The 20773-nt window shown below is 69.0% G+C and carries 21 protein-coding genes; 12 read left to right on the forward strand and 9 right to left on the reverse strand.

Annotated elements, in window-relative coordinates; all coding sequences use genetic code 11:
- Both CQ047_RS13110 and CQ047_RS13115 read left to right on the forward strand, forming a co-directional pair.
- Window positions 1–319, forward strand: a 319-nt coding sequence (locus CQ047_RS13110) for a phosphatidylglycerol lysyltransferase domain-containing protein (protein ID WP_146114351.1), incomplete at its 5' end; no start/stop codon positions are given.
- A 579-nt stretch (window positions 320–898) separates the two neighbouring features.
- A complete protein-coding gene (locus CQ047_RS13115; RefSeq protein WP_105676081.1) occupies window positions 899–1267 on the forward strand; it encodes a hypothetical protein in 369 nt (122 codons plus the stop codon).
- 79 nt (window positions 1268–1346) lie between these two features.
- On the opposite strand, the gene CQ047_RS13120 is transcribed toward CQ047_RS13115, so the two are convergent.
- The 6 genes from CQ047_RS13120 to CQ047_RS13145 all read right to left on the reverse strand — a co-directional run bounded on the left by CQ047_RS13120 (window position 1347) and on the right by CQ047_RS13145 (window position 6272).
- On the reverse strand, window positions 1347–1526 hold the full coding sequence (locus CQ047_RS13120) for a DUF1508 domain-containing protein (protein ID WP_105675965.1): 180 nt from the start codon (window positions 1524–1526) through the stop codon (window positions 1347–1349).
- Window positions 1527–1634: 108 nt separating this feature from the next.
- Entirely contained in the window at window positions 1635–2714 is a 1080-nt protein-coding gene (locus tag CQ047_RS13125; protein WP_105675968.1) for an ABC transporter ATP-binding protein, read from the reverse strand.
- Window positions 2711–3505, reverse strand: a complete 795-nt coding sequence (locus tag CQ047_RS13130; protein WP_105675970.1) for an ABC transporter permease — start codon at window positions 3503–3505, stop codon at window positions 2711–2713. The genes CQ047_RS13125 and CQ047_RS13130 overlap by 4 nt, the downstream gene beginning before the upstream one ends.
- On the reverse strand, window positions 3502–4431 hold the full coding sequence (locus CQ047_RS13135) for an ABC transporter permease subunit (RefSeq protein WP_223587045.1): 930 nt from the start codon (window positions 4429–4431) through the stop codon (window positions 3502–3504). The genes CQ047_RS13130 and CQ047_RS13135 overlap by 4 nt, the downstream gene beginning before the upstream one ends.
- On the reverse strand, window positions 4428–5567 hold the full coding sequence (locus CQ047_RS13140; RefSeq protein WP_105675974.1) for an ABC transporter substrate-binding protein: 1140 nt from the start codon (window positions 5565–5567) through the stop codon (window positions 4428–4430). The genes CQ047_RS13135 and CQ047_RS13140 overlap by 4 nt, the downstream gene beginning before the upstream one ends.
- A gap of 189 nt (window positions 5568–5756) precedes the next feature.
- Window positions 5757–6272, reverse strand: a complete 516-nt coding sequence (locus CQ047_RS13145) for a GNAT family N-acetyltransferase (RefSeq protein ID WP_105675976.1) — start codon at window positions 6270–6272, stop codon at window positions 5757–5759.
- A 25-nt stretch (window positions 6273–6297) separates the two neighbouring features.
- Here CQ047_RS13145 and CQ047_RS13150 point away from each other — a divergent pair, with 25 nt between their 5' ends.
- Window positions 6298–7128, forward strand: coding sequence for a TSUP family transporter (locus CQ047_RS13150; protein WP_105675978.1), 831 nt, complete (start codon window positions 6298–6300; stop codon window positions 7126–7128).
- Window positions 7129–7285: 157 nt separating this feature from the next.
- Here the strand turns inward: CQ047_RS13150 and aspS are convergent, their stop codons facing one another.
- Window positions 7286–9067: an aspartate--tRNA ligase gene (gene aspS / locus CQ047_RS13155; protein WP_105675980.1), complete on the reverse strand. Its 1782-nt coding sequence runs from the start codon at window positions 9065–9067 to the stop codon at window positions 7286–7288.
- A gap of 129 nt (window positions 9068–9196) precedes the next feature.
- Here aspS and CQ047_RS13160 point away from each other — a divergent pair, with 129 nt between their 5' ends.
- Window positions 9197–9571, forward strand: coding sequence for a DUF5684 domain-containing protein (locus CQ047_RS13160; RefSeq protein ID WP_105675982.1), 375 nt, complete (start codon window positions 9197–9199; stop codon window positions 9569–9571).
- A 1-nt stretch (window position 9572) separates the two neighbouring features.
- The gene (locus CQ047_RS13165) at window positions 9573–10202 is read left to right on the forward strand and encodes a histidine phosphatase family protein (RefSeq protein WP_105675984.1); all 630 of its coding nucleotides are present in this window, start codon (window positions 9573–9575) and stop codon (window positions 10200–10202) included.
- Window positions 10203–10227: 25 nt separating this feature from the next.
- Here CQ047_RS13165 and CQ047_RS13170 read toward each other — a convergent pair whose 3' ends face one another.
- A complete protein-coding gene (locus CQ047_RS13170) occupies window positions 10228–11133 on the reverse strand; it encodes an NAD(P)/FAD-dependent oxidoreductase (RefSeq protein ID WP_105675986.1) in 906 nt (301 codons plus the stop codon).
- A 61-nt stretch (window positions 11134–11194) separates the two neighbouring features.
- On the opposite strand from CQ047_RS13170, the gene CQ047_RS13175 reads away from it, so the two are divergent.
- From CQ047_RS13175 to ccsB, 5 genes are all read left to right on the forward strand, one after another.
- Complete coding sequence (locus tag CQ047_RS13175) at window positions 11195–11599, forward strand: MerR family transcriptional regulator (RefSeq protein WP_105675988.1); 405 nt, start codon at window positions 11195–11197, stop codon at window positions 11597–11599.
- A gap of 87 nt (window positions 11600–11686) precedes the next feature.
- A complete protein-coding gene (locus CQ047_RS13180) occupies window positions 11687–12337 on the forward strand; it encodes a TlpA disulfide reductase family protein (RefSeq protein ID WP_105675990.1) in 651 nt (216 codons plus the stop codon).
- Between the two features lie 16 nt (window positions 12338–12353).
- Window positions 12354–13115 carry a cytochrome c biogenesis CcdA family protein gene (locus CQ047_RS13185; RefSeq protein ID WP_105675992.1) on the forward strand — a complete coding sequence of 254 codons (762 nt, stop codon included), beginning with the start codon at window positions 12354–12356 and terminating at the stop codon, window positions 13113–13115.
- A 22-nt stretch (window positions 13116–13137) separates the two neighbouring features.
- Window positions 13138–14862, forward strand: a complete 1725-nt coding sequence (locus tag CQ047_RS13190) for a cytochrome c biogenesis protein ResB (protein ID WP_258132649.1) — start codon at window positions 13138–13140, stop codon at window positions 14860–14862.
- 4 nt (window positions 14863–14866) lie between these two features.
- Entirely contained in the window at window positions 14867–15847 is a 981-nt protein-coding gene (gene ccsB, locus CQ047_RS13195) for a c-type cytochrome biogenesis protein CcsB (protein WP_105675994.1), read from the forward strand.
- Window positions 15848–15863: 16 nt separating this feature from the next.
- On the opposite strand, the gene CQ047_RS13200 is transcribed toward ccsB, so the two are convergent.
- Window positions 15864–17426, reverse strand: a complete 1563-nt coding sequence (locus tag CQ047_RS13200) for an SLC13 family permease (protein WP_105675996.1) — start codon at window positions 17424–17426, stop codon at window positions 15864–15866.
- A gap of 107 nt (window positions 17427–17533) precedes the next feature.
- Here CQ047_RS13200 and CQ047_RS13205 point away from each other — a divergent pair, with 107 nt between their 5' ends.
- Both CQ047_RS13205 and CQ047_RS13210 read left to right on the forward strand, forming a co-directional pair.
- Window positions 17534–19183 carry an AbgT family transporter gene (locus CQ047_RS13205; RefSeq protein WP_105675998.1) on the forward strand — a complete coding sequence of 550 codons (1650 nt, stop codon included), beginning with the start codon at window positions 17534–17536 and terminating at the stop codon, window positions 19181–19183.
- 80 nt (window positions 19184–19263) lie between these two features.
- On the forward strand, window positions 19264–20769 hold the full coding sequence (locus CQ047_RS13210) for a M17 family metallopeptidase (protein WP_105676000.1): 1506 nt from the start codon (window positions 19264–19266) through the stop codon (window positions 20767–20769).
- Window positions 20770–20773: the final 4 nt, after the last annotated feature.

The following is a 20773-nucleotide window of genomic DNA, read 5'->3' on the forward strand; positions in this document are numbered from 1 at the left end:
CGCGAAGCCGATGTCTCCGCCAGACAGCAGCACCACGACGACCCCGACGACCAGGACGGATGCTGCGCAGACCGGGGAGATCGGCGACGGCACGATGTCGGAGCTGCTGTCGTGGCTGGGGCGCGTGCTGGAGCCGGCGTACGGGTTCCGCTCGCTGCTGCGGTTCAAGGCCAAGTTCAATCCGGAGTACCGGCCCCTGTACATGGCCTACCCGGATCCCGGTCGGCTGCCGGCGATCGGGCTGGCGCTCGCCAGGGCCTATCTCCCGCACGTCACGGCGTCGGAGTACCTGGCACTGGCGAGGACTCTGCGGCGCTGATCCTGCTCGCGTCGGTCCCTCACTTGTGCGGGATTCCACGTCTGGATGCTCAGCTCGCGACGCCTGCTTGTTACGCTCGCCCATGCCGGTTCACGGGGGTGTGCCGGCTTCTGGGGGGCTGCTCACGTCGATCCGCATGCGGATCGTGCGCGGGCAGCCATGCTGTGGGGCAAGGGGGAAGCGATGGCTCTATTCGGGCGTCGGCGCCACGGAATCGACGTGCGCACAGAGCGTGCGGAACCGGCGGCGGGGGCGGCATCGGGTGGTGATGCGCTCGCGGTGATCGAGGAGCTCTTCGCGCCGACCGTGTCGTCTGCTGCGGATTCGCTCACGTTCTCGTGGACGGCCTCCGAATCGGAGACCGTCAGCGCTGCGCATCATGTCGCGCTGAGCGCTTCGGACGCGGGACTTCCTGCTCTCGATGTCGATCGAGGCGACGGTGCGGCGAAACGGGCACGAGCGGCCGCGACGGAGACGATCCCGAGCCTTCACGTGACCCCGGACAACTCTGCGATGCGGGATCGAACCCTGCGCGCAGCATCCATCAGCCACACCGGCAGCGAACAAGAAAGAGCAGCAATGGCACATCTCGAACAGTCCGTTCAGGACCTCCTGTCGATCGACGGCGCGACCGGAGCGGCCATCGTCGACTCCGCGTCCGGCATGGCACTCGGACAGGGAGGGCACCCCGGATTCGATCTGGGCGTCGCGGCCGCCGGCAACTCGAACGTCGTCCGCGCGAAGCTGCAGACGATGAAGGAGCTGGGGCTCGCCGGGCAGATCGACGACATCCTCATCACGCTCGACGAGCAGTATCACCTGATCAACGTGCTGAACGGCGCGGGCGCCGAAGGCCTGTTCATCTACCTGGTTCTCGACCGGTCGAAGGCCAACCTCGCCCTGGCCAGGCACAAGCTGGCCGCCGTCTCGGCGCAGATCGAGATCTGAGGGCGAGAGTCCGACCGACGAGGAGACCCCCTGCCTCGGCCGAGGCAGGGGGTCTCCTCGCGAATCTGAGGACCGACGGTCAGTCGGTCTCGACGATCTCGGAGTCGGCGTTCCGGCGGATCGAGTCGATGCCGTTGAGCGCTCCCGACTTCGAGGAGTAGCCCTCGCTGGACAGCGCGATGACCTCGCCGTTGCCCGCCTTCAGACGGAACCGGTACTCGCCGGACTTGTCGGTGTACAGCTCCCACTTGCCTGCCATGAGGCGTCCTTTCTCTTCGGATCGAGGGAACGACGCCCCTCCCGGGAACACGCTAGCCCCGGGATGCAGCGGGGGGAAGGGCGTCGTCACGAATCGTCGCGGCGGTGTTCAGCCGCGCGGATGCACCGCGACGGGTTCGGGGGACACGGCGATGCGCACGCGGTCCCCGAAGGCGGGGTGGATGCCGGGGGAGTGCTGCAGACGCACCAGCTCACCCGACTCCGTGCGCACCAGGGTGCGCCGCATGCTGCCGAGGAAGGTGCTCTCCTCGACGAGGGCGTCGGTGGCGGCATCCGCCTCCGATGCGAAGTACACGTTCTCCGGGCGCAGGTACACGTCGACGGGGCCGTCCGCGGGGTTCTGGAGCGGAAGCCGCTGCCCCCACACCGTGACGTGATCGCCCTCGGCCACTCCGGAGACGACGCTGGAGAGCCCGACGAATGCGGCCACCCCTGCCGTGGACGGCGTCGTGTACAGCTGCTCGGGAGAGCCGATCTGCTCGATGCGGCCGGAGTTCATCACCGCGATCCGATCGGACACCGCGAGGGCCTCCTCCTGGTCGTGGGTGACGAACACCGTCGTGATGCCGAGCCGCAGCTGGATGCGGCGGATCTCGTCGCGCAGCTGCACCCTGACCTTCGCGTCGAGCGCGGAGAGCGGCTCGTCGAGCAGGAGCACCTTCGGCTCGGTGACGAGAGCCCTGGCGAGTGCCACGCGCTGCTGCTGGCCGCCGGAGAGCTGATGCGGGAAACGGTCGGCGAAGTCTGCGAGGCCGACGAGAGCGAGGGCGTCGAGGGCCCGCGCCGCGGCATCCGCCTTGCCTGCCCCACGACGACGCAGCCCGAAGGCGGTGTTGTCGACCACCCTCAGATGCGGGAACAGCGAGTACGACTGGAACACCATTCCGATGTCGCGCTTGTTCGTCGGCACGCGGGAGACGTCCCCTCCGCCGAGGAGCACGGCGCCCTGGTCGGCGCCCTCGAGGCCGGCGAGCACCCGCAGGAGCGTGGTCTTGCCGCAGCCCGACGGGCCCAGCAGCGAGACGAACTCGCCCGGAGCGATGTCGAGGTCGACGCCGTGCAGCACGGTGGTGCCGGCATAGCTCTTCACGATGCCCTGCAGCTGCACGCGGGTGCCCTCTCCCGCCTCGGCGAGGAGGATGTTGTCGGCAGTCCGGGGAAGAGTCATGAGCGGGCCTTTCGGGTGCCGCGGGCGAGGCGGCCGATGAGGAGGAGCAGGGCGAAGACGAGCAGCAGCGCCAGCAGCGTGAAGATCGCCGGGGCATACGGGTCCTGCTTTCCGACCACGACCATGGCGGTCTGGAACACGGGCCGGTTCAGCAGCGATGCGATCGTGAACTCGCCGAGGACCACGGCGATCGAGATGAGGGAAGCGGCGAGCAGCCCCTGGCGCAGGTTGGGTGCGAGCACCCGGAGGACGACGGTCGGCCAGCTGGCACCGAGCGAGCGCGCGGCCTCCGAGAGGGTGCGCAGATCGGCCGCGTCGATGGATGCCTGGATCGAGCGGTAGGCGAAGGGCAGAACCGTGATGCCGTATGCGAACGCGAGTGTCCAGGTCCCGGTGCCGAGTGCCCGCCCGATCTGCAGGTAGATCGGGGCGAGGCCGACGACGAGCACGATCGCGGGGATCGAGATCGGCAACAGGGCGACGAACTCGAACACCGGCTTGAGCCTCGTGAAACGAAGATTCACGAGGATCATGGTCGGTGCGAGGATCAGCAGCACGATCACGACCGTGACGAGGGCGAGCACCAGCGAATTGCCGAGACCGATCCAGATCGGCTTGATCGCGGCGGACTTCACCGGGTCGAACAGGGCGATCCAGCGCGCGAACGAGAGCCCGCCCTTCGGATCGCGCAGCGTGTACAGCAGCGTGGAGAACAAAGGGATCGCGAAGAACGCACCGACGAGGATGCCGATGATCCAGCGGGTCAGTGGCGAGGGGCCGAGGCGGTTCATGCCTGCCACCTCGCAGCCCGACGCTGGATGGACGAGTACAGCGCCATCACGATGCCGACGATGACGATCATGCCGAGAGCGAGGGCCCCTGCGAGGTTCTCGCGGCCGAGCACGGTCTCGCTGGTCAGCGCCGTGCGGATCTGCAGGGGAACGATCTGCGACCCCTGGCTGGCGAGGGCCGCCGCGGTCGCGTACGACGAGAACGCGTTGGCGAACAGCAGCAGCAGGCTGGCGAGGAACGAGGGCGCGAGCACCGGGATGCCGATGCGCAGCCAGAAGCTCGTCCTGGTGCCGCCGAGCGTGAGGTTGGCCTCGGCCCACTGCGGCTTGAGAGCGGCGAGGGCGGGCATGAAGGTGATGACCATGAGCGGGACCTGGAAGTAGATGTAGGGCAGGATCAGCCCGGGCAGCTCGTACAGCCACGTGCCGTTCTCGTAGATGTTGAGACCGAACGTGTCCTTGAGGAGGAGCGTCATGACGCCCTGGATGCCGATCGTCGCGATGAAGGCGAAGGCGAGCATGACGCCGCCGAACTGGGCGAGCACGCCGGCCGCGGCATCCACCGTCTGACGGACGATGCCCTCGGGGTTCATGCCGAGGAGCGCGTAGCAGACGAGAGCGCCGACGACCGCTCCGACGGCGGCGGTCAGCAGCGACAGCCAGGCGGAGTTGGCGAAGGTCGTGAGCACGACCGGGTCGACGAGGGCGGTCAGGTTCGTCCAGGTGAAGCTGCCGTCCTTCGTGAAGAAGCCCGAGCCGATGGAGAGCACCGTCGGGACGGCGAGGAACAGGACCACGTAGACGGCGAAGGGGACGAGTCCCAGCCAGGAGAGGGAAGGGGCGAACCGCCGGACCCGCGAGGGTCCGGCGGTCGGGGTGGGGGCGGATGCCGCGGCATCCGCCCCCGTCAGCGCAGTCGAGGTCACTGGACCGCCGCTGCCCACTTCTCGCCGAGGAGCTTTCCGGCGTCGGCGGACTGCTTCTCGGTCGGGACGACCGTCTTCTCCGGGGCCTCGGGGAGCTTCGCGAGGAGGTCCTTGTCGATCGTTCCGGCCTCGGTCATCGCGTCGACGCGCGCCGGGCGTGCGCCGCCCTTGAGCCACAGGTTCTGCACGTCGTCGCTGTACAGGAACTCCTGCCACAGGCGCGCGGCCGCCGGGTGCGGGGCGTCGGCGTTGATCGCCTGGTTGTAGTAGCTGGAGTAGCCGGTGCCCGGGAGGACGACGACCTTCCAGTTCTCGTTGTCCTTCTGGTGCGACGTGTTCAGGTAGTCCCAGTCGAAGACGACGGGCGTCTCACCGCTCGCGACGGTCGAGGTGGTCACGTCGACCTTGAGCAGGTTGCCGGCCTTCTGCAGCTTCGAGAAGAAGTCGATGCCGGGCTCGAAGTCGTCGAGGGTGCCGTCGGACTGCACGGTGGCGAGGCCGACCGCCGCGAAGGCCGCTCCGGCCTGCGTCGGGTCGCCGTTCAGCGCCACGGCGCCCTTGTAGTCGGCGCCGAGCAGGTCGTCGAGGGTCTTCGGGGCGTCGTACTTCGACGAGTCGTAGCCGATCGACATGTACCCGCCGTAGTCGCCGACGAAGAGACCCGTGGACTCCTTGAGGTTGTCGGGGATCTCGTCCCACGTCTGCACCTTGTAGGGGGCGAAGCTCTTCGTGTTCTGCAGGGCGACCGCGATGCCGAGGTCGAACACGTCGGGTGCGGTGTCGAGGCCCTTGTTCGTCTCGGCGGCCTGGATCTCCTCGGCGCTGGACACGTCGGGGGAGGCCTCGTTGATGGTGATCTCCGGGTACTTCTTCGCGAAGAGATCGAGGATCTCGCCGTAGTTCGCCCAGTCGCGGGGGAGGGCGATGACGTTGAGCGCGCCCTCGGCCTTGGCTGCGGCCTCGAGGTCGGCGAACGTGCCGAAGTCGGAGACGGAGGTCGCGGATGCCGCGTCGACCTTGTCGCCGTCAGCGGCGGGAGCGTCGCCGCCGGATGCGCATCCGGCCAGGACGAGCGCGGCCGTGGCGGCGAGGGCGATGCCGGCGCCGAAGCGGGCGCGGCGGGGGAAGTGTGCCATGAGGGTCCTCTCGGTGTCCGGCGCGGGTACGCCGGGTCGGGTTGCGAGTGGACGCTACGGGGTGGAGGTTGCCGATCGTCGCGGGTCGGGTGAACGACAGATGACCGGGTGGTGGCTGACGGATGCTGCGGGTCGGCTGACGCCCCGGGGAGAGGCGCCGCGGAGAGGCGCCGGGAAGAGGCGCCGGGGTCAGTCCTGAGGGATGCGGAGCTTGAAGCCCACGTGCGAGCCCGTGTAGCCCAGCCGCTCGTAGAAGCGGTGCGCGTCGACGCGGGCGGCATCCGAGGTGAGCTGGACCATCGCCGCATCCAGCGCGGGGGCCGCGGCATCCGCCACCCAGCGCATCATCGCCGACCCGATCCCCGATGAGCGCAGATCGCTCCGGACCCGGACGGCTTCGACGAGGAGCCGCCGTGCGCCGCGGCGGGCCATGCCGGGGATGGACGTCAGCTGCATCGTGCCGACGACGCGGCCGGCGAGCTCGACGACCACAAGGTCATTCGACGCCTCGGCGAGGATCTCTGCGAGGGCGGTCTCGTACGCGGGACGGTCCTCGGCCGAGGCCACGTCGCCCCGCGCCGCGCTGATCGGATCGTCGGAGAGCAGAGTGATGAGAGCATCCGCATCGTCAGCCGTCGCGCGCCTCAGCGTGGCCCGTCCGGCTCGGGATTCGAAGACGTGCGGCAGCGGCAGGGCGTCGAGCATGCTCCCAGTCTGACATCCTGGGCGGATGGACATCGGCGCTGTGCTCGGGCTGGAGCAGCTCACCTGGGGCACGCTGATCCTCGTCGTGATCGCCGCGTTCGCCGCCGGCTGGATCGACGCCGTCGTGGGTGGCGGCGGTCTGCTGCAGCTGCCCGCCCTGCTCCTGATCCCCGGGATGGCTCCGGTGCAGGCCCTCGCGACGAACAAGCTCGCCTCTGTCTTCGGCACGGCGACGAGCAGCATCACCTACTACCGCAGGGCCAAGCCCGACATCCGCACGGCGGTGCCGATGGCGGTGATCGCGCTCATCGGGTCGTTCGGCGGGGCGGCGGTCGCGACGGTGCTCCCGTCCGCCGCGTTCAAGCCGATCATCGTCGTCGCGCTCTTGGCCGTGGCGCTGTTCACGGCCTTCCGCCCGCAGATGGGGGCCGCGACGCAGCTGCGCTTCAGCGGCCACCGGCATCACATCGCGGCGGGGGCGGCCGGCCTCGGAATCGGCTTCTACGACGGCATGATCGGCCCCGGTACCGGCACGTTCCTCGTGATCACCCTGGTCGCTCTCCTGGGATACGACTTCCTGCAGGCGAGCGCGAAGGCGAAGATCGTGAACTTCGCGACCAACGCCGGGGCGCTGCTGCTGTTCATCCCGCACGGCTCGGTGCTGTGGCTGCTGGGCGGCATCCTCGCCGTCGCGAACGTGGCGGGGAGCTACCTCGGGTCGCGCATGGCCATCTCCCGCGGCACGACGTTCATCCGCGTCGTCTTCCTCATCGTGGTCATCGGCCTCATCGCGAAGCTCGGCGTCGACGTCTGGAACGAGAACATCGCCCCGGCGCTCGGCCTGCCCGGTCGGTGAGCGGCTCCCTGTCACCGGTCGTTGAGCGAGGAGCGAAGCGACGAGACGAAACGCCCCATGCTCCGGGGAACATGAGGCATTTCGTCTCGCTTCGCTCGCTCAACGACCGGGTGGCTGGGGTCGCTCAACGAGCGGGTGGTCGGGCGCCGTGCGAGGGTCAGGCCTCGTCGTCCTCCGGGACGAAGTCGACGCCGGCCTCGGCGCGCTGCTCGGGGCTGATGGGCGCCGGAGCCGAGGTGAGCGGGTCGAAGCCGCCGCCCGACTTCGGGAAGGCGATCACGTCGCGGATCGACTCGCTCTTCGACAGGTGCTGCAGCACGCGGTCCATGCCCAGCGCGATGCCGCCGTGCGGCGGTGCGCCGAACTTGAACGCGTCGAGCAGGAAGCCGAACTGCTCCTGTGCGACCTCGTCGCTGATGCCCATGACCTCGAACACGCGCTTCTGCACGTCTTCGCGGTGGATGCGGATCGATCCGCCGCCGAGCTCGGAGCCGTTGCACACGATGTCGTACGCGTAGGCGAGAGCCGAGCCGGGGTCGGTGTCGAAGGTGTCCTCGAACTCGGGCTTCGGGCCCGTGAAGGCGTGGTGCACGGCGGTCCATGCCCCTGCGCCCACGGCGACGTCACCCGAGGCGACGGCATCCGCTGCGGACTCGAACATCGGAGCGTCGACGACCCAGGTGAACGCGAATTCGTCCGGGTTCAGGTAGCCGAGGCGGCGGCCGATCTCGACGCGCGCGGCGCCGAGGAGCGCGCGGCTCTCCTTCGCCGAACCCGCGGCGAAGAACACGCAGTCACCGGACTCGGCGCCGACGAGCGCCGCGAGCCCTGCCTGCTCGGCCTCGGACAGGTTCTTGGCGGCGGGGCCGCCGAGCGAACCATCCTCGTTGAAGAGCACGTAGGCGAGGCCGCGGGCGCCGCGCTGCTTGGCCCAGTCCTGCCAGGCGTCGAGCTGCTTGCGGGGCTGTGAGGCTCCGCCGGGCATGCGAACGGCGCCGACGTACTCCGCCTGGAACACGCGGAACGGCGTCTCAGCGAAGTACTCGGTGGCCTCGACGAGCTCCAGGCCGAAGCGCAGGTCGGGCTTGTCAGAGCCGTACTTCGCCATGGCGTCGGCGTACGTGATGCGCGGCAGCGGGGTCTGCACCTCGACGCCGATCGTCTTCCACATGGCGACGACGAGCGACTCCATGAGGGCGATGACGTCTTCCTGGTCGACGAAGCTCATCTCGATATCGAGCTGCGTGAACTCCGGCTGACGGTCGGCGCGGAAGTCCTCGTCGCGGTAGCAGCGCGCGATCTGGAAGTACTTCTCCACGCCGCCGACCATGAGCAGCTGCTTGAACAGCTGCGGCGACTGGGGCAGCGCGTACCAGCTGCCCGGGTGCAGGCGCGCGGGCACGACGAAGTCGCGGGCGCCCTCGGGAGTGGAACGCGTGAGCGTCGGCGTCTCCACCTCGGTGAAGTCCTCGGCGTGCAGCACGTCGCGGATCGCCTTGTAGACGTTCGAGCGCAGACGCAGAGCGGATGCCGTCGCAGGACGCCGCAGGTCGAGATAGCGGTACTTGAGGCGAGCCTCCTCGCCCACGTTCTCGGTCTCGGCGAGAGCCGTGGAGACCTGGAACGGCAGCGGGGCCGACTCGTTCAGCACGACGACGTCGCTCGCGATGAGCTCGATCTCGCCGGTCGGCAGGTTCGGGTTCTCGTTGCCGTCCGGGCGACGCGACACCTCTCCGGTGACCTTGAGGACGAACTCGTTGCGCAGCGGGTGGGCCACCTCTTCGTCGCGGATGACGACCTGGGCGATGCCCGAAGCATCCCGAAGATCGATGAACGCGACTCCTCCGTGATCACGACGACGATCGACCCAGCCCGTGAGGGTGACGGTCTGACCGATGTTCTCGGCTCGCAGGGAGCCTGCGGAGTGAGTGCGAAGCACGGAGGATTCCTCCTGATCTGGGAAATGATGAACCCGCCCATTCTACGTGGGCGCGGATCGCCTCCCCGCCTGTGTGGTGTCGATCAGTATGATCGCCTCGACACAGCCATCACACAGAAAGGATGCATCGTGGACTCCAACGGCATCTCCGATCTCTACGCATCGATCTTCTCCGGCACGACCGGTCTGATCGCGCTCGTCTTCTACGTCCTGGTGGCCATCGGCCTGTGGAAGGTGTTCTCCAAGGCGGGGTACCCCGGCATCCTCGCGATCATCCCGATCGTGAACATCGTCATCCTGGTGCGCATCGCCGGGATGTCCGGATGGCTCGCACTGCTGTACCTCATCCCGATCGTCGGTTTCGTGTTCGGCATCATCGTGGCGATCAAGCTCGGTGAGCGCTTCGGCAAGGGCGGCGTCTTCTCGTTCTTCCTGCTGTTCCTGTTCCCCTACATCGGCTACCTGATCCTCGGTTTCGGCGAGTCCCGCTACAGCAAGGCCTGACGTGCCGGCGAAGCGACTGCACCTCGTCCGCCACGGCGAGGTGCACAATCCCGCGCGGGTGCTCTACGGGCGGCTGCCCGACTACCACCTGAGCACCGCGGGACGTCGCATGGCGCAGGCGGCGGCCGATCACGTGGCCTCGTTGGATCGGCCCGTCGCCGCCCTGTACTCCTCGCCGCTGGAGCGGGCGCAGGAGTCGTCGGAGCCCTTCGCGGTGCGGTTCGACCTGGTGCCGGAGATCGACATCCGCATCATCGAGCCGACCAACGTGTTCGAGGGCACTCGGATGCGGCGCTCGCTCATGAATCCTCTCAACTGGTGGCACCTGCGACAGCCGTCGCTGCCGAGCTGGGGCGAGCCGTACACCTCGATCGCGGAGCGGATGCTGGGCGCCATGGGCGAGGCCTGGCAGGCAGCCGATGACGGCGACGTGGTGATGGTCTCGCACCAGGCGCCGATCTGGATCACGCATCTCCGCGTGGCAGGCCTGCCGTTGCGGCACGACCCGCGCACGCGGAGATGTGCGCTGTCGAGCGTCACGTCGTTCGAGCTCGTCGGCGATGTGTGGCGCGAGGTCGCCTATGCGGAACCGGCGACCACCGAGGGCGCAGTGGACGTCGGCGCCGTCTGACCCCTGACGCCCTCGACGCTCCGGGTCAGTGCTCGGCGGCGAGCAGCGACTGGATGATCCCCACCGCGGCGAGCTGGCCGGCCGTCGCCGCCAGCATCACGGCGGCCATCGGTCCCGGCAGCGTCGCGCGGTGCGCGAGATCGCCGGCCGCGAAGACGCCGGGCGCGGAGGTACGTCCGAAGTCGTCGATCTCGATCGCACCGGACTCGAGCATCCGCAGGTCGAGCTGCGCCGCGAACGGTGCGCGCTGGCGCATCGTCCCCGAGGCGACGAAGACACCGGCGACGGTGTGCTCGGCGTCGGACGTGCGCACCACGACACCGGCGTCAGCAGCCGAGACCGCGACGACCGCCGAGCCGCTCCCCCTGGCGCCGCGGGCCTCAAGGGACACGACCTCCTCGGTCGTGAAGGCGGTCCCCACGGGGATGACCGTGATCTCGCTCACGATCCGTCCGAGCATGCCGATCAGGTGCTCGGCGCGCGCCGCTCCACCGAGAACCGCGATCGGCTTCCCCGCGTGCTCGTGGCCGTCGCAGAAGGGGCAGGAGAACGCTCGGGTGCCCCAGAGTTCCGACAGCCCGGCGATCTCGGGCAGGTCGTCGACCACCCCGGTCGCGAGGATGATGTTCCGCCCCGATGCCGTGGAGCCGTCGGCGAGCGCCACGGTGAAGTCCCCCTCGCCGCCGGACACGCGGTCGGCGCGGACATCGCGGATCTCCACGTCGTCGTAGGCGCCGAGCTGTGCGCGTGCGGTCGCTCGGAACTCGGCGGGAGGGGTGCCGTCGTTCGCTATGACGTTGTGCATGTGCAGCACCGTGCCGTTGCGGTATTCGCCCGAGTCCAGGAGCAGCACCGACCGGTGCATGCGTCCGAGCGTGAGTGCCGCCTGCAGGCCCGCGGGGCCTGCGCCGATGACGATCGCGTCGTACATGTGCGGGTGTCCTTCCGTGGATGGGGTTGCGTTCCCGCTCAGTCTGTGACTTCATGTCGACATGAAGTCAAGCGCCGAGCATCCGTGGTCCGTCGGCGAGGTCGCCGCCCGCTTCGACCTCCCCACCAACGTGCTGCGGCACTGGGAGGTGGTGGGCCTGCTGCGGCCCGAACGCGACACGGCCGACCGGCGCCGCTACGGCGAGGACGAGGTCGTCCGCATCGCCGTGATCCAGCGCAGCAAGGCGGCGGGGATGAGCCTCGAGCAGATCGGGGTGCTGCTCGACGACGGGAGCGCTGGTCGGCATCAGGTGCTGCAGGAGCACCTCGACGATCTGGACCGGCGCATGGAGGAGATGCGCCGGTCGAGAGAGATGACCGAGCACGCGATGCGCTGCCGGTCGCACGACATCGCCACCTGCCCGCGTTTCCGCGAGGGCGTCGCCGACGTCCTCGCCCGGTTCTGACGTCCCTCCGGACGCCCTCGAGAACGGGCCCGCGGAGGCCCCACCCGTCCGGCTCACGCATAGGAACCCTTGCGTAGACTGGGAATCGTGCCACTCGCCTCGACGGTTCGCCCGATCCGCAGCGGCCGCCGCTCCCGCATTCGCGTCCTTCGTGGTGCGGTCGGAGCCGCGCTCGCCGCGGTGTTCGCCATCGGCCTCAGCGCCTGCGCCCCCGATGCCGTCAGCGACTCGTTCCTGAGCGGCGAGAACACCGGCTACGTGGCGGCCGACGGCGCGATCGTCGAGATCCCCGTCGCCGAGCGCGGCGACCCCGTCGACTTCGCAGGCGTCACCGAGGCGGGGGAGAAGTTCTCCAGCGCCGACATCGCCGGCAAGGTCGCCGTCGTGAACTTCTGGTACGCGGGCTGCGCGCCGTGCCGCGTCGAGGCGGGCGACCTCGAAGCGGTCTGGCAGAAGTTCGGCGACCAGGGCGTCTCGTTCATCGGCATCAACACGAGGGATCAGGCCGACACCGCCAAGGCCTTCTCCGACGAGTACGGCATCACCTACCCGAGCCTGATCGACGTCGACACCGCGGAGGCGAAGCTCGCGTTCGCCGAGGTCGTGCCGATCCAGGCCACGCCGACCACGCTGGTGCTCGACAAGCAGGGCCGCGTCGCCGCCCGCATCATCGGGCCGATCGACAGTCCGTCGATCCTCTCCACGCTCGTCAAGGACGCGCTCGCGGAGACCTCGTGAGCGCGCGGGGTGCGCTGTGAACCCCGAGGTCATCATCAACTCGGGTGCGCTCTGGTTGGCGATCCCTGTGGCGATGCTGGCGGGGCTCATCTCCTTCCTCTCCCCGTGCGTGCTCCCGCTCGTCCCCGGATACCTCGGCTTCCTCGGTGGTGCGGTGTCGCCGCGCGCTGCGCAGGGACGAACGGATGCCGTCGCACCAGGGCGCGGTCGTCTCGTGCTGGGAGTGCTGCTCTTCATCCTCGGCTTCAGCGTCGTCTTCGTCGCCATCACGGCACTCGGCGGCGTCGCGAACGTGTTCCTGATCCGATGGGGCGATCTGATCACCCGCATCCTCGGCGTCGTGATCATCATCATGGGCCTGGTGTTCCTCGGGCTCTTCGGCTTCGCCCAGCGCGAGTTCCGATTCCACGTCGACTCGAAGCTCGGCGTCGCCGGAGCCCCGCTGCTCGGCGTCGCGCTCGGCATCGGCTGGGCGCCCTGTCTCGGGCCCACTCTCACGGCGATCTTCGCGCTCTCGTTCAATGCGGGCGACCCGGTGCGCGCCGGATTCCTCGGGCTCGCGTACTCGCTCGGCCTCGGCATCCCGTTCCTGCTCGTCGCCCTCGGTTTCGGCTGGGCGACGAGGGCCATCGGCTTCCTGCGCCGCCACATCCGCGTGGTGAACGTCATCGGCGGCGTCCTGCTCATCGTGCTCGGCATCCTCATGGTGACCGGGCTGTGGACCGACATCATGTCCCGGCTGACGGCGGTGATGAACAGTGTCATCCTCCCGCTCTGACCTGAACGACCAGAAGGACCCCGTGGACACCGACCCGCTGCGCCCGTCCGACCACATCGACGGCGACGACACGATCGTCCAGCCCAAGCTCGGTTTCGTCGGCTGGCTGCGGTGGGGATGGCGCCAGCTCACCTCGATGCGCACGGCCCTGATCCTGCTGCTCGTGCTCGCGATCGCGGCGATCCCCGGCTCGATCTTCCCCCAGCGCATGGCCGACCCCAACGGCGTGACGCAGTGGGAGCGCAACAACCCCGACATCTTCCCGGTGCTCGACTCGCTGAAGATGTTCGACGTCTACCTGTCGCCGTGGTTCTCGGCGATCTACCTGCTGCTGTTCACCTCTCTCGTCGGCTGCGTGATCCCGCGCATCAAGCACCACCTCAAAGCCCTGCAGGCGCGCCCGCCGCGCACCCCCGCACGGCTGAAGAGGCTCGCCGACTTCCGCGCGGTGGAGCGCACGAGCACGGATGCCGCCGCCGACGCGGCCGCGTCCATCGACATCGCCCAGAAGCAGCTGAAGGCACTCGGGTACCGCGTCGAGCGCTACGACGCCGGGCGCACCTTCTCGGTCTCCGCCGAGCGCGGGTACTGGCGTGAGACGGGCAACCTGCTCTTCCACATCGCGCTGGTCGGAGTGCTCATCACGGTCGGCGTCGGCGGCGGCTTCGCCTACACCGGCCAGCGCGTGCTGGTCGAGGGGGAGACCTTCGCGAACACCCTTCTCGACTACGACTCCATGAACCGCGGCCGCTTCGTCGGCGACGGGGCTCTCACGCCCTACTCGATGCGGCTCGACAGCTTCGACGTCACCTACCAGCCGTTCGGAGAGCCCGGATCGGGGCAGGCCGGCGACTTCTCCGCCAACGTCACGCTCAAGGAGAACGGCGACACGCGCACCGGCTCGGTGAAGGTGAACCACCCGCTCGAGGTCGGGGGCGACCGGATCTACCTGCTCGGCAACGGCTACGCGCCGACCATCACGGTCCGCAACGCCGACGGCAAGGTCGTCTTCAAGAACAGCGTCCCCTTCCTCCCGCAGGACACGAGCATGACCTCGCTCGGCGTCGTCAAGGTCACCGACGGGATGCCGGAGCAGCTCGGTCTCCTCGGGTTCTTCTACCCCACCACCGGCGTGCTCGACACGGGGGCCTTCTTCTCCGCGTACGGCGATCTGACCAACCCCACGCTCACCCTCGACGTCTACTCGGGTGACCTCGGGATCAACGAGGGCACGCCCCGCTCGGTCTACGTGCTCGACACCACGGGGATGACGAAGCTCACCGGCCGCACCACGGACGTCGAATCGATCAAGCTGACCCCGGGCAAGACCGCAGACCTCCCGAACGGTCTCGGCACCGTGACCTTCGAAGACGAGTCTCCCGCTGGGGCGACCGACCTCACGCACTCGGTGAAGAGGTTCGCGTCGCTGCAGATCCACCACGACGCGTCGTCGGTGTGGGTGCTCGTGTTCGCCCTCCTGGCCCTCGGCGGGCTGATGCTGGCGCTCTTCGTGCCGCGCCGTCGCGTGTGGGTCAAGGCCACCCACTCCGGTGACGGGGTCGCCCTGGAGTACGCCGGTCTGGCGCGAGGCGAGGACCCCACGCTCGGCGCCGCCGTCGACGACCTCGTGGCCGGGCACGCACGGCTGCTCGACGCCGCCGGTGTCACGGCCGCCCGCGAGGCGGAAGACGAATCCGAGCCCCCGGCATCCGAGCCCCCGGCATCCGACACTCCGAAAGTAGACTGACAGCATGCTCGAGCTCACCGTGATCTCGCCCGTCCTCCTGTGGACCGCGATCGCGATCTACGCGGCCTCCTTCGTGGCGTACGCCTTCGACCTGGCGCGCCGCTCGCAGGCGACGGCCGATGCGAAGACCGTCCGCGAGGGCGAGCTCGTCGGCGTCGGCGCCCGTGGGGGAGCGCCGACGGTCACCGCGACCGGCGCCGCCGCGGATCCCGCGCCGCAGCGCTTCGTGATGGCGCGCATCGGCACCTCGCTGACGATCCTCGCCTGGGTGTTCCACCTCGCCGCCGTCGTCACCCGCAGCATCGCGGCCGGACGCGTGCCATGGGCCAACCTCTACGAGTTCGCGATGATCGGCACGCTCCTGATCGTCCTCGTCTACCTCGTCGTGCTCACCCGCATCGACCTCCGCTACCTCGGCACCTTCATCACCGGTCTCGTCGTGGTCCTGCTCGGACTCGCGGCGACGAACTTCTACGTCGCCGTCACGCCGCTGATGGACCCGCTGAAGAGCATCTGGCTGATCATCCACGTGTTCGTCGCGTCGCTCGCCACCGCGTTCTTCGCGCTCGCGTTCGCACTCTCGGTGATCCAGCTCATGCAGGCCCGCCGCGAGCGGCTGGTGCGCGAGGAGGCCGCGAAGACCGGTCCCGGATTCCTCCGCACGCTGCCGGGGTCCGACCGCCTCGAGAGCCTCGCCTACCGCTTCACGATCATCGGCTTCATCCTGTGGACGTTCACGCTGATCGCAGGGTCCATCTGGGCGCAGGACGCCTGGGGTCGCTACTGGGGCTTCGACGTCAAGGAGACCTGGACTTTCGTGATCTGGGTCGTGTACGCGGGCTACATCCACGCCAGGGCGACGCGTGGCTGGCGCGGCAACCCGTCGGCATGGCTGTCGATCGTCGGCTTCGCGTCGGTGATGTTCAACTTCACCATCGTGAATGTCTTCTTCAAGGGTCTGCACGCGTACTCGGGCCTCAGCTGAGCGCGGAGCCCCGCTCTCAGAACGGCCAGATCAGCGGCACGTAGAACACCGCCACCGCGAAGAACAGCGCCATCAGAGGCAACCCGAGCTTGGCGTAGTCGCCGAAGCGGTAGCCCCCGGGCTCCATCACCATGAGGTTCGCGGGGGTGGCGACCGGCGTGAGGAACGCCGCCGCCCCGGCCACCGTCAGCGCCATCATGAACGGCATCACTGACGCGTCCATGGCCGAGGCGAGGGCCACGGCCACCGGTGCGACGATGAGCACCGTGGCGGTGTTGCTGATGAGCTGGCCGAGCACGAGCGTGATCAGCACGATGACGGCGACCGCCGCATGAGGACCGGCTTCTCCGAGGAACGAGCGCAGCCCGTCGGCGATCAGCTGCGCCGCGCCCGTCTCCTGGAAGGCGGTCGAGAGCGGGATCATCCCGGCGACGAGGATCACCGTGGTCCAGGAGATCGCGCGGTAGGCCCGGGTGATCGAGACGACTCCGGTGAGGATCAGGGCGCCGGCGGCGAGGAGCCCGGCGATCGCCGCCGGCACGATGCCCGTCGCGAGCAGCACGATCATCGCGAGCAGGATCACGGCCGTCCGCTTGGCTCCGGCCCCGAGTGGCACGGAGCGACGCAGGGTCAGCGGCGCGTCCACCACGAGCACCTCCTCGCGCTTCGCGGTGTGCCGCTGCAGATCGTCCCATGACCCGTCGAGCAGCAGGGCGTCTCCGGCGCTGAGCTCGGTGCCCGATTCGTCGAAGGCCTCCTCGCCGCGACGGACGCCCAGGATGACGAGGTCGCCGCTGGGCGTGCACATTCCAGGGAACACGTGCAGCCCGATCAGCGAGGACCGAGGAGGCACGACGACCTCGGCGACGCCGCGCGCCGGAGACATCAGCGCACGCTCGGGGGCGATCTCGTAGTCGGCCCGCAGCGCCGCGGCGAGCTGCTCCAGGTCGACCGGGGCCGACACCGGGCTGCGCGTCGGCAGCAGGCGCGAACCGAGCAGCAGGATGATCGCGAGAGTTCCGACGAGCAGGGGGAGACCGGCCAGAGCGAACTCGAAGAACCCGAACTGCCTGCCGCCGTTCTCGGCGGCGATGTCGGAGACGATGATGTTCACCGGGGTCCCGGTCAGGGCGAGCATCGAACCGGCGTGCGCGGAGAACGCCAGCGGCATCAGCATCTGCGAGGGCGCGATGCCCGCGCGCGCCGCCACCACGACCACGAGGGGCAGCAGCGAGGCGACCGACCCGTTCACGCTGATCACTGCGGTCAGCACGGCGGTGAGCAGCCCGATCGTCAGCAGCAGTCTCCGGCGCCGGGTGCCGGTCCTGGCGATGACCTCCTGTCCGGCCCATGCGACGATGCCGGTGGCCTCCAGAGCCTCGCTCACGACGAAGAGCGAGGCGATGAACAGCACCGTCGGATCGCCGAACCCTGACAGCGCGGTGTTCAGATCGAGGACGCCGAAGAGGTACAGCGCGATCGAGACGCCCACGGCGACGACCCCGAGCGGGATCCGGTTCGAGACGAACGCGATCACCGCGCAGAGCAGGATGACGAGGGTGGAGGTGATCGGATCCATTGGTTCACACAATAGAAGGCCCCGACGTCAAGGGGACCCCCTAGTTCTAGGGGGTCAGCTTGCCCCGGCATCCCTCGCGCCAAGATCATGGGGCTATGGCTGGCGATATGACGCTGAGTGCCCCCGACGCCGATCGCAAGGGGTTCCTGAACTGGATCGAGAAGGTCGGCAACAAAGTCCCTGATCCGACGATCATGTTCGTCTATCTGATCGGGTTCATCGCCGTCCTCTCCTTCCTGCTCGCCTGGGCCGGAGTCTCCGTCACCGACGAGGTGGTCGTCCCCGGTCCGCAGAGCCAGCTGGACGAGCTCAACGAGCAGTTCGGCGGCGGCTGGCAGATCTACGACACCACCACCGGGCTGCCGGCCGAGACGCCCGACTACACGATCGAGGAGCGCACCTTCGAGGTGCGCAACCTCCTCTCCATCGAGGGCGCCCGCTTCTTCTTCTCCTCCTTCGTCGACAACTTCGCAGGCTTCGGAGTGGTCGCCGTCGTGCTGATCGCGATGGCGGGCGTCGGCGTCGCCGAGCACGCCGGTCTCATGGGGGCGATGATCCGTCGCGTCGTGAAGGTCGCGCCGCGCCGCTGGATCGCCGCGATCCTCATCTTCGTCGGCGTGCTCTCCTCGGTCGCCACGGATGCCGGGTATCTGATCCTGGTCCCGCTCGCGGCCGCGGCCTTCCTCACCGTCGGGCGGCATCCGCTCGCGGGGCTCGCCGGGGCGTTCGCGGGCGTCGGAGCCGCGTTCGGCGCCAACATCCTGATCACCCCGAGCGACAGCATGCTCACCGAGATCACCAACGAGGTGCTCACCGCTGCGGGCATGCAGCCGATCGAGGTGACCCAGAACTGGTACTTCGGCATCGTGTCGACGCTGCTGCTGACCACAGTCGCCCTGCTCGTGACCATGTTCATCACCGAGAAGCGGCTCGGTTCGTACGACCGCTCGGAGATGACCGTCGCCGACGAGGCCGACGGCGTCGACCACGATGCCGAGGCCCGGGGACTCCGCTTCTCCTTCTGGGCGCTGCTCGGCTACCTCGCCGTGATCCTGCTGCTGACCCTTCCCCCTGGCGCGCCGCTGCGCGACCCCGAGACGGGCGACATCATCGGCACCACGCCGTTCATGGCGAGTCTCGTGTTCATCATCTCGCTCGCGTTCCTCGTGTGCGGTGTCGCCTACGGCGCCGGGGCGAAGACGCTCAGGGGAGGCTCGGCCGCGGTCGGAGCCATCGCGAAGACGTTCGCCAGCCTCGGCGGACTGCTGGTGATGTTCCTGATGATCGCCCAGTTCATCGCGCTGTTCAACTGGACCAACCTGCCCACCGTGGCCGCGGTGTCAGCCGCCGAGCTCCTGCAGCAGGCGAGCGTGCCGGCGATCGTGCTCCTGCTCGCGTTCATCCTCGTGATCGTGATCCTCGACTTCATCCTCCCGGGGCTCGTGCCCAAGTGGGTGATCTTCGCTCCGGTGTTCATCCCGATCTTCGCCTCGCTCGACGTCGCGCCCCAGACGCTGCTGGCGGCGTATCGGGTGGGCGACTCCCCGGTCAACGTGCTCACCCCGCTGATGGTGTATCTGCCGTTCATGGTGACGGTCGCGCAGCGCTACAAGAAGGACGCGGGCATCGGCACGATCATCGCGCTGATGATCCCGTACGCGGTCTGGATGCTGATCTCCTGGGTCGCGCTCTACGTCGTGTGGTTCCTCCTCGGCATCCCGTGGGGACCCGGCTCACCGGTCGACGTCGTCGGCTGACCCTCCCCGCCGTCCGGCCTCGCCCTCCCCCGGGACCGGGCGGCGGGCCTCGACATCACCACCGCACGCAAGGAGCCATCATGGAACGCAGACCGAACAAGCTGATCCCCGCCGACCTCCCGACCGTGCCGGGCCTCGACGCGCTCGACGCCGCGACGATCACGGTCGGGGTCGTGCCAGACGACATCGAGGCGCTCGGCATCGGAGTGCACTCCGATGGCGACGTGCCGGCGGAGCTCGGCTTCGACAGAGCGGCGCTCGAGCAGGCCGGCTTCACCGGCGCGGCGGGGTCGTCTCTCCTGCTCCCTCAGGCGGGTGCGGCCGACATCGTCGCCGTAGGGCTCGGAGCACGGGGCGAGACGACGGCGAATGCGCTGCGGGATGCCGCCGCGACGTTCGTGCGCGCGGCATCCCGCCGTTCGCGACTGGGTCTCCGCATCGACGACCTCGACGACGTCGACGCGGACACCGCTGTTCGGATGCTGGCGGAGGGGGCCCTGCTCGCCCGCTACCAGTACACCGTGCTGCGCGGCTCCTCGCCGCACGTCCCGCTCGCCTCGCTCGTGCTCGATGTGCCAGGGGGTGCGGATGCCGCCATCGCCGAAGCACGCACGGGTGCGCGGGCGGCCGTGGTCGCGCGCGACCTCGCCAACACCCCGCCGGGGCACCTCACCGCCGTGAACCTCGGAGAGATCGCGACGGAGCTCGGAGAGCGATTCGGGTTCCAGGTGGAGCTGTTCGACAAGCAGGCGCTCATCGATCTCGGCTGCGGTGGCCTGCTCGGCGTCAACCAGGGCTCCGTGGAGGAGCCGCGGATGGTGAAGCTGAGCTACACCCCGTCGGGCGGAGCGACCGGCCACCTCGGGCTGGTCGGCAAGGGCATCATGTACGACTCCGGAGGCATCAGCCTCAAGCCCAGCGACCCCATGCACCTGCTCATGAAGATGGACATGGGAGGAGCCGCGGCGGTGCTCGGGGCCTTCACCGGCCTCCGCGACGCGGGCGTGACCGCTCAGGTCACCGGGTGGCTGATGTGCACCGACAACATGCCCTCGGGCACCTCGTACAAGCTCGGCGACGTGCTGACCGCCCGAGGGGGGACGACTGTGGAGGTCAAGAACACCGACGCCGAAGGACGACTGGTGATGATGGACGCTCTCGTGCTCGCGAACGAGGACGGCGTGGACGCCATCATCGACATCGCGACGCTCACCGGCGCCGCGCTGGTGTCGCTCGGCCCCGCGACCGCGCCGGTGCTCGGCAACGACCAGAAGACGATCGACCTCGTCCGCACGGCATCCGCCGCGGTGGACGAATCCGTGTGGCAGCTGCCGCTGGAGCGCAAGTACCGGCCGCAGCTCGACTCGGAGATCGCCGACATCGCCAACCTCGGCGGGCCGTTCGCCGGGGCGACGACTGCGGCGCTCTTCCTCGCGCACTTCGTGGGGGAGACCCCGTGGGCGCACCTCGACATCGCCGGCACGATGCAGACCGAGAAGGACGACTCCTGGCGGACGGCGGGGGCGACGGGCTTCGGCGCGCGCATCCTGCTGGAGTCCGCGCGCGCGTTCCGGGCGGGGGAGTGACCAC

Origin of the sequence: Microbacterium sp. MYb72, assembly GCF_002979415.1 — a bacterium.
In the GTDB taxonomy this organism is placed as follows: Bacteria; Actinomycetota; Actinomycetes; order Actinomycetales; family Microbacteriaceae; genus Microbacterium; species Microbacterium natoriense.

Coding starts and splice junctions, on each gene's coding strand:
- CQ047_RS13205 (WP_105675998.1), top strand. CDS start 17,534: ATGACGCTGAGTGCCCCCGACGCCGATCGCAAGGGGTTCCTGAACTGG.
- CQ047_RS13120 (WP_105675965.1), bottom strand. CDS start 1,526: ATGGCAGGCAAGTGGGAGCTGTACACCGACAAGTCCGGCGAGTACCGG.
- CQ047_RS13125 (WP_105675968.1), bottom strand. CDS start 2,714: ATGACTCTTCCCCGGACTGCCGACAACATCCTCCTCGCCGAGGCGGGA.
- CQ047_RS13140 (WP_105675974.1), bottom strand. CDS start 5,567: ATGGCACACTTCCCCCGCCGCGCCCGCTTCGGCGCCGGCATCGCCCTC.
- ccsB (WP_105675994.1), top strand. CDS start 14,867: ATGCTCGAGCTCACCGTGATCTCGCCCGTCCTCCTGTGGACCGCGATC.
- CQ047_RS13130 (WP_105675970.1), bottom strand. CDS start 3,505: ATGAACCGCCTCGGCCCCTCGCCACTGACCCGCTGGATCATCGGCATC.
- CQ047_RS13150 (WP_105675978.1), top strand. CDS start 6,298: ATGGACATCGGCGCTGTGCTCGGGCTGGAGCAGCTCACCTGGGGCACG.
- CQ047_RS13175 (WP_105675988.1), top strand. CDS start 11,195: ATGAAGTCAAGCGCCGAGCATCCGTGGTCCGTCGGCGAGGTCGCCGCC.
- CQ047_RS13200 (WP_105675996.1), bottom strand. CDS start 17,426: ATGGATCCGATCACCTCCACCCTCGTCATCCTGCTCTGCGCGGTGATC.
- CQ047_RS13145 (WP_105675976.1), bottom strand. CDS start 6,272: ATGCTCGACGCCCTGCCGCTGCCGCACGTCTTCGAATCCCGAGCCGGA.
- CQ047_RS13210 (WP_105676000.1), top strand. CDS start 19,264: ATGGAACGCAGACCGAACAAGCTGATCCCCGCCGACCTCCCGACCGTG.
- CQ047_RS13115 (WP_105676081.1), top strand. CDS start 899: ATGGCACATCTCGAACAGTCCGTTCAGGACCTCCTGTCGATCGACGGC.
- CQ047_RS13170 (WP_105675986.1), bottom strand. CDS start 11,133: ATGTACGACGCGATCGTCATCGGCGCAGGCCCCGCGGGCCTGCAGGCG.